This is a genomic window from Aeromonas sp. ZOR0002 (assembly GCF_963866995.1).
Taxonomy (GTDB): Bacteria; Pseudomonadota; Gammaproteobacteria; order Enterobacterales; family Aeromonadaceae; genus Aeromonas; species Aeromonas caviae.
This window is the reverse complement of sequence record NZ_CAWMFQ010000158.1, coordinates 5,899-13,796: the sequence shown is the minus strand read 5'-3', so window position 1 is coordinate 13,796 and position 7,898 is coordinate 5,899. Positions and strand designations below refer to the sequence as shown.

Here is a 7,898-nt window from a genome sequence, read left to right as displayed (position 1 = left end):
GGGTGCACTCGTCCAGAGGGATGAGGGCGCTGACCGTCCCCTGGCGGCGTGCGTCCCGCCCCACCCGGCCAAACAGGGAGTAGAGCGCCCCCAGAGCCCCCAGCCCGCCGCCGATAAGCAGGGTCAGGCCGACCGGGGTCAGGGCGCCGATGCGCGGCAGCAGGCAGAGCCCGTGCAGCCAGCCCATCAGATAGATGACCGGAGCCAGCCGGTGAACCACCTTGAAGCGCTCGTAGCGCACCACCGCCAGCAGGCTTACCACCACCAGCGCCAGCAGCAGATAGAAACTCCATTCCCCCAGGGTATTGCCGAGTTCGTGCCACAGGGCATCGTTACCAGCACCAGCACCAGCACCAGCACCAGCACCAGCACCAGCACCGCGGCGCGCTGGCCGGGTCAGCCAGTCGACGGCGACGGCCCACTTGGGGGCTTCCACCAGCATCCAGTGGGCCACCAGGGTGCCGGTGGCCCAGAGGGCGCTGCTGCGGTGCAGGTGCAACATGCGATCCAGCCCGCCGCACCAGGCTTCGAGCCTGGGCAGGCGCAGGGCGAGCAGCAAAGAGAGGGTCATGGCGCCAAGGCCAATCAGACCGGTCAGGATCAGCAGCTCATGGCGCCAGGGCCAGACGCTGGCGGGCCACTGGGTGAGGCCTGCGAGCCAGAGCAGGGTGAGGGTCAGGGGCAGGGCCCAGACGAGGGATGCGGGTTTCATGATGTCCTCCTTGTCCATGCCTCCATTGCACGCCTGCTTTGTGGCGAAAGTGTGCCCCCTGACTACCTCTTTTGTAGCAGAGTGTGGCAAAGGGTCGCCGGGTCAGGGCAAGCGGGCTGAGGAGGAGGGCGCGGAGCAGAACAGGGGGGCAGGAAAGCGGTTGGCGTCTGCGTCTGGAGAGAGGCGATGCTGGGGCAGGCGCATGGCTGCCCCAGCAAACAGTCGTGTCAGGATTTTCGTCCCTTACCGCCCTTGTTGCCCGCGAGGGCCTGCTTTCTGGCCTTCTGCTTCAGGGCGCCCTTGCTGGCGCGGCGCGGCTCGGGGTCGAAGCGGGTGAGATCCGGCTCAAAGCCCGGGAACCACTGCTGGGGCAGGCGGGTATCGAGCACGGCTTCGACTTTTTCCAGCAGGGGCGCATCTTCCGGGCTGAACAGGGTGATGGCGAGCCCCTTGTTGCCGGCGCGGCCGGTGCGCCCGATGCGATGGACGTAATCCTCGGGCTGATGGGGGAACTCCAGATTGATCACATGGTTGAGATCCGTGATATCGAGGCCGCGGGCCGCCACGTCGGTGGCCACCAGCGCCTGCAAGGTGCCGGCGCGAAACGCCAGCAGCACGTTTTCCCGCGCGCTCTGTGACAGATCCCCGTGGAAGGCCAGCGCATTGATGCCCCCCTTGCCAAGCTGCTGGGCCAGCTTGTCGGCCCCCTGGCGAGTGCGGCTGAAGATCAGGGCCGGCGCCCAGCCCTTCACGGTCAGCATGTGTTGGACCAGCGCCACCTTGCGATCGCTGTCCACCGCATAGACCCGCTGCTCCACCTCGGCCGCCGTGGTGTTGCGCGGTGCCACTTCCACCAGCGCCGGGTCGCGCAGCAGCACCTTGCAGAGGGCAAAGAGGTTGTCATCGCAGGTGGCCGAAAACAGCAGGGTCTGGCGATCCGCCGGGATTTGCTTCAGCAGCGCCTTGATCTCGTCCATAAAGCCCATGTCGAGCATCCTGTCCGCCTCGTCAAACACCAGATGGCGCAGGGCTGCGAGGCTCAGCGCCCCCTGGCGCAGGTGATCGAGCAGGCGGCCCGGGGTGGCGATGAGGATATCCACCCCGGCGTTCAGCGCCTCCACCTGTGCGGCGATGCTCACCCCGCCGTAGACCTGGGTGCTGGTGAGGTCGGTGCCCCTGGCGTAGCGAGTGACGCTCTCGGCAACCTGCACCGCCAACTCGCGGGTCGGCACCAGCACCAGGGCGCGAATGGGGCGAGGGCCATCGCTCGTCGGGTGTTGCAGCAACTGCTCCAGCAGTGGCAGCACGAAGGCGGCGGTCTTGCCGGTGCCGGTCTGGGCGCCCGCCATCAGATCCCGCCCCGCGAGGATCAGGGGGATGGCGCTGGCCTGCACCGGGGTGGGGGCGGCGTAGCCAAGCTCGGTCAGGGTTTGCTGCAAGCGGGGGGAGAGGGCCAGTTCGGCGAAGGAGGCAATGGACATAGGGCACCAGTATGGGGTTATCCCGCCCCGTGGCAGGGACGGAAACAATCAGCGTGGCGGGATGGTAACAGATAGCGGGGGCGCGGCAGAAGCCGGGGCGCTCAGGGGGCCTAATCGGCGCCCAGATCGCGGACAAGGCGGATGGTCTGCCCCTGGTAATAGGCGATATTGCGTTTGCCGTGCTGCTTGACGTGATAGAGCAGATCGTCGGCCAGTTGCACCGCCTCGGCCACCGTCAGGTAATCGCGAATGCGGGTCACTCCGGCGGAGAAGGTGATGGGGGCGGGCAGTTCGGGGATGCGCAATGGCCGCTCCAGCAGGCGGGCGGCGGAGTGATGCACCATGTTGTCATCGTCCATCCCCTTGAACAGCACGATGAACTCTTCCCCGCCCCAGCGAATGGCGACATCGCCCTTGCGAATATTGGCCTTGAGGTGAGCGGCGAAGGCGACGAGCGCCAAATCGCCCACCCCGTGGCCATGGGTATCGTTGACGGACTTGAAGTTGTCGATGTCGAGGATCATCAGGTAGTCGTGCTCGTGCAGCAGCGCCTCGTTCAGGATGTCACGGCGCGGCAGTCGGGTCAGGTGGTCGGTCTGGGCCAGGGTGCGCAGGCGGGTAACCAGGCTGCGCCCCGTCAGCATGATCAGCAGCAGGATGATGAGATAGAGCTTGAAGGCCGCCCCGTAGAGCACGGACCGGATGAAATCGCCGTAACTGTATGACCACTTGAGGTAGAGATCATTGCCTGCCTGAGTGCGCATCAGCGGCGTGCTCAGGCAGAGGTGGAACGGGCGGCAGGGCTCGACCTCTTCGAAGGAGAGGACGGTCCGGGTCGGATTGAGGCTCTCGAAGGGGCGCAGCACCTCCTTGAACGCCCGGTCGACGGCGATGTCGATGCCCTTGAGCCCATAGCGGTAGTCCTTGATGGCGGGCTCGTAATAGACGAAGGGGAAGTAGAGGGTGATGGTATTCAGTCCGGTGAAGGTGTCTGTGTAGATCTCGGATACCCAGGTTTCATCCGTGCTGCAGGGGACATGGGTGGCCGCGAAAAAGGCGCAGCCGAAATAGTGGGTCCAGGGCTCGATGTCATTGAGGTCGGTGTTGATGGGCAACAACTGGCTCGGCAGCATCCCCTTGCTGGCGACCATGCCAAGCATGCGGCGATCATCATAGAAGGCGTAGAGGTTGAGGACCTCGGGGTTGGAGATGACGTACTGGTAGGCGAGGAGCATCTGGTTGGCCGGGGGCAACACGGGAATGACCGCCAGGCGCTTCAGGGTGGGGAGATCATAGCCATAGGCATAGGCCGTCGCATCCCCGTTCTCGCTGAAGATGGGCATCTTGATGCTGCTGTTGTCGATGAAGGAGGCCAGTTTCTCTGGCGCCAGGATGCGAGCCCGCTGATAGAACACCTCGAACAGGTTGGGCTGCTTGGCGGTGATGAGCGCCATGTCGTGCCTGATGACGAAGTAGGTGTAGTTGCACACCAATCCGAGCCCCATCAGGGCCAGGCAGAGCCAGCCAAGCCGGGTGAGCCATCGACGGGGGAGGAAACGCAGCAGTGAGGCGGCCATGGCGTGAACGCTTCCGTGGTGACAGAGGCCTTTTTTGTAACTGATTTTGCCGGGCATCACCAGATGAAGTTGGTGGGGCGCCATGGGGTGTGCACAAAAATTAGCCAGTAATATCAAAAAGATAGACGATAAGAACGCATTCGATGGTGGGCGGGGGAAAGGGGGGGACTGAAACAAGAGGGCATGGCGCCCTCTTGTGTGGAGTGAGACGACGCGCCTTAGCGAGCCTGGTATTTCGGCGAGCGGGGGCCAGGGAGGATGCCGTTGGGCATGTCGGCACTGAGCAGCCTGACGCTGGTGATGCCGGCGATTTCATGGCCCTTGTCGGTCAGGGTGTTGGCAATCTGATTGACCACCGCCACCACCAGCATGCCGATGAGGCCGCCCCCCGAATTGCCCTGCTGCTCGGCACTGCTGGCGCTGGCACTGCCTTCCCACAGCAGCTTGCCAGTGCGCAGATCCACCAGGCGGGCACTGGCGGTGACCACTGTCTCGCTGGAGATGACCAGATAGCTGGTGCCGTACTCCTTGATGTCGAGGTAGAGGGCGGTATCGGCACCGTAGATCTCGTGGAGCTTCTTGATGGGCAGCGCCTGGATGTCGGCGGGCTCGGTCACGCCGTTCTGCCGGAACGTCTCGTTGGTGACCGCCACCGGCAGCACGTAATAGCCGGACTCGGCGAGCGGATAGGTGATCTGGGATTGCAGGCTGGGGCCCGCCTTGATGTCCGGCGAGTGATTCACCGGCGGCAGCACCAGAATGGAGGTTGGTCTGCTCTCCTTGAAGTTGCTGTAGTCGTAGCCGGGGCCCTGTGCGCAGCCGCCCAGGAGGAGGGCGCCCAGCGTGAGGGCAAGGAGGGGGCGCAGGGTCATTGGGTCTCTCCCTTCTTGTTGGACATCAGGAAGTTCATGAAGGGGGCCGATTCGGGGAAGAGGCGCTTCTCGGTTTCGAACTGCTCGCGAGTCTGGGCATCCTTGCCGAGCTGGGCGTACAGCATGCCGAGGTGAGCGTGAAAGCCCGGTGGCACAGCCTGCCCCTTGGCGCTCGCTTCTTGCTGGTTTTTCTCCAGCGCATCGATCTGCGCTTCGACCCCGGTGTCGTCACCCTGCATGTGCTGGTAAACCACTCCCTGATATTGCTCCCAGTTGTAGAGCGTCTGCGGCCCCTGGGCGCAGGCGCTCAGCAGCAGGCCGCTGACCAGCAGCAGAGAAGGACGGAACAGCGTCATCTCGTCTCTCCTCATTGGGCCGGGCGCCAGGCACCGGTCTCGATGCCGTTCACCAGATTGTTGACGGCCTCGCGGATGGCGAGATCCAGCACCTTGCCGTTCAGGGTGGAGTCGTAGCTGGCGGTGCCGCCGAAGCCGACGATCTCGCGGTTGGAGAGTTCGTACTCCCCGGCACCCTGGGAAGAGAAGACCACTTCCGAGGTGGTGACGTTGACGATGTTCAGGTTGACCTTGGCATAGGCGATCTGTGACTTGCCGCGACCCAGGATGCCAAACAGCTGATGATCACCGACTTCCTTGCGACCAAACTCGGTGACGTCGCCGGTGACCACGTAGTCGGCGCCCTTGAGTTGCTGAGCCTGTTGCTTGATCCCGGCTTCGGCCTGGATCTCCGCCATGTTGTCGCGATCCAGCACGCTGAAGCGACCGGTCTGCTGCAGGTGGGTGATCAGCACGGTTTTCGCCTGGTTGCCCAGCCGGTCCACGCCGTCGGAGAAGATGCCACGCATGTAGCTGGAACGGTTGTCGAACTTGCCGACGGCGATGGGGCTGCGTGCGCCCTGATAGTGGCTCTGATAGGAGGCAACCTTGGGTACCTCCAGGGTGCGCGACGACTCGCTCGCACAGGCTGTCAGCAAGCCCGCCATCAGGATGACACTGGATGAAACAACAAACTTCTTCATGTAAGGCCCCGTTATCAAAGGAAAAAACAGCGGCGGACTCTAACATGGTTCGTTGCGAAGAAAGTGCCCCGTATGGGGGGCATACCCGCTCAATCCCTGTGCGTTTGACAGGGGGTGGCGGGTGACCGGGTCTGTTGCAGGGGCAGGAACACCTCCTCCAGGGCTGCCACCAGGGCGCGCATTCGGCCCGTCTTCTGCACGTCCGGGTGCAGTACCATCCAGATGTCGATGGGATCGTGCTGGCCGGGCAGCAGGCGCACCAGGGCGGGATCCTCCTCGGCGAGGAAGGTGGAGAGCAGGGCGATGCCGAGCCCCTGCCGGGCGGCGGCCATCAGCACCAGCTGGGCATTGCTCTGCAGGACCACGTTGGGCTCGTGGAGCGGTTCGCCGCACAGACTCAGCCAGTGACGGGCCACCAGCTCTCTGGGAAAGAGCAGCAGGTCGTGCTCTTGCAGTGCCTGACCCGAGCGGGGCGTGCCTCGCCTGGCCAGGTAGTCGGGAGAGGCGTAGAGCCCCATCTTGATGGTGGCGAGCCGTTTGACCACGAGATCTCCCTGCTCGGGGCGCACGCTGCGAATGGCGAGATCCGCCTCCTGATTGGGGATGTCGCTCACGCTGACGGCGGTCAGCAACTTGAGGCGGATGCCGGGGTGGCGCTGGCGCAGCAGGGTGAACGCGGGCAGCACGAAGCCCTGGGCCAGGGTATCCGTGGTGGCGATGCAAACCTCCCCTTCCAGCTCCCCCAGGCTTGCGGTGCGCATCATGGCCAGGGCCGCCTGCGCCATGGCCTCGGCCTGGGGCTGCAGCGCTTCCCCCAGGGGGCTGAGCCGATAGTGTCTGGGGGTGCGGATAAACAGCTTGGCCCCCAGCTGCTGCTCGAGCAGGGTGATCCGCCGCCCGACGGTGGCCTGATCCACCCCGAGTTCGAGTCCGGCCTGTCGCAGGCTGCCCCGCCGTGCCAGGGCCAGGAAGAAGCGGGCATCGTCCCAGTTGATCATGCTTGCTCCTCACTCAAGCAGAACGCCCGATTGGCGCCGCAATATTAGATGCCAGCGGGGATGGCAGCACAAGGGGATAGACCGGGTCCGGTGCGTGCCTGCGGCTCCCCGGCCAAGGGCGCGTGCCACCCCGACGTGATGCAGGATTGAGTCGGCGTGATGCAGAACTGCCGCAGTCCGGGGTGGGCGGGATCGCTATGATGTCGCTCCCGATTGCGGTTTCATTCGTCTGCCACTGGAGTGTCCATGTCTGTCTCAAGCGTCCCGGCTTGCGAGCCAGGTCAGGTTGTCCATCCTCGTCTGCGCTGGTTTCTCTCCCTCGCCCTGATGTCGGCCCTGCTCAACAGCAGCGTGCCTACCCCGCTCTATCCCCATTACCAGGCGGCGCTGGCTCTGAGCGATCTCGGCCTCAGCCTCATCTATGGCGGCTATGCGGGGGGCGTGCTCATCGCCTTGTTCGGGGTGGGCAACCTGGCGGGACGCGTGGCGGATCTGCGCACCCTGATCCTGCCTGCCCTGGTGGCGGTCGGGGGCGGGGCCCTGCTCTTCTCCCTGGCCGACAGCTTCTGGGCCCTTTTGCTGGCGCGGCTGCTGGCCGGGATTGGCACGGGCAGCCTGACCGGCGCCGCCAATGTGGCGCTGCTGCGTTTTGGCCCCAGGGATGGGGGCAAGCGGGCGGCGCTTAGCGCCACATTATCGTTCACCGCCGGGCTGGCCCTTGGCCCCGTGTTCAGCGGGCTGGCGCTGCAGCAGGATCTCTACCCGACCACGCTGCCGTTTTTGCTGATCCTGGGGATGGCGGCCTGCGCCATCGGGGGGCTGGTGTTGAGCTGGCCCAAAGGGGTGAGGGCGACGGAGGCCGCCCCGAGCGGGCAGGGGGGCGGATCCCTGGGGGAGGGGCTCAGGGCCACGGGGGCCGGGTTCTTCCTTTGCGCCCTGGCGCTCTTCACCGCCTGGGCGGTGGCGGCCAGCTTGCTGGCCATGGGTTCCAAGGTGGTGAGCGAGATGCTGGGCATGACGGATCTGGGGCTGTTCGGCTATCTTGTCGCGGCCTATCTGGTCTTCTCTGGGCTTTGCCAGCTCTGGGCCCGTCGCCTCGATGCCCGCCATACCCTGCAAAGCGGCGTGCTGGCCCTGGCGCTGTGCGTGCTGCTCTTTGCCGGGGCCGTTCACGGCCTGCCCAGCTGGCTGGCGGGACTCGGGCTGCTGGTGGCGGGCT

General features: G+C 65.1%; 8 protein-coding genes. 1 reads left to right on the top strand and 7 read right to left on the bottom strand.

Features of this window, described 5'->3' with window-relative positions:
* The 7 genes from AACR77_RS09470 to AACR77_RS09440 all read right to left on the bottom strand — a co-directional run.
* A partial coding sequence (locus AACR77_RS09470) for a ferric reductase-like transmembrane domain-containing protein (RefSeq protein WP_042881026.1) occupies positions 1-730 on the bottom strand: 730 nt, incomplete at its 3' end.
* A gap of 209 nt (positions 731-939) precedes the next feature.
* Positions 940-2,193 (bottom strand): DEAD/DEAH box helicase, encoded by a 1,254-nt coding sequence (locus tag AACR77_RS09465; RefSeq protein ID WP_042881024.1) that lies wholly within the window; start codon positions 2,191-2,193, stop codon positions 940-942.
* 110 nt (positions 2,194-2,303) lie between these two features.
* The gene (locus tag AACR77_RS09460; RefSeq protein WP_042881022.1) at positions 2,304-3,770 is read right to left on the bottom strand and encodes a GGDEF domain-containing protein; all 1,467 of its coding nucleotides are present in this window, start codon (positions 3,768-3,770) and stop codon (positions 2,304-2,306) included.
* Between the two features lie 218 nt (positions 3,771-3,988).
* The gene (locus tag AACR77_RS09455) at positions 3,989-4,642 is read right to left on the bottom strand and encodes a DUF799 domain-containing protein (RefSeq protein ID WP_042881020.1); all 654 of its coding nucleotides are present in this window, start codon (positions 4,640-4,642) and stop codon (positions 3,989-3,991) included.
* The gene (locus AACR77_RS09450) at positions 4,639-4,998 is read right to left on the bottom strand and encodes a DUF4810 domain-containing protein (protein ID WP_042016536.1); all 360 of its coding nucleotides are present in this window, start codon (positions 4,996-4,998) and stop codon (positions 4,639-4,641) included. Before AACR77_RS09450 ends, AACR77_RS09455 begins: the two co-directional genes overlap by 4 nt.
* Before the next feature lie 11 nt (positions 4,999-5,009).
* Positions 5,010-5,681, bottom strand: a complete 672-nt coding sequence (locus AACR77_RS09445; RefSeq protein ID WP_029313711.1) for a CsgG/HfaB family protein — start codon at positions 5,679-5,681, stop codon at positions 5,010-5,012.
* 89 nt (positions 5,682-5,770) lie between these two features.
* On the bottom strand, positions 5,771-6,679 hold the full coding sequence (locus AACR77_RS09440) for a LysR family transcriptional regulator (RefSeq protein ID WP_039041301.1): 909 nt from the start codon (positions 6,677-6,679) through the stop codon (positions 5,771-5,773).
* 246 nt (positions 6,680-6,925) lie between these two features.
* On the opposite strand from AACR77_RS09440, the gene AACR77_RS09435 reads away from it, so the two are divergent.
* Positions 6,926-7,898 (top strand): MFS transporter (locus AACR77_RS09435; protein WP_042881019.1); only part of this gene is annotated, 973 nt, incomplete at its 3' end.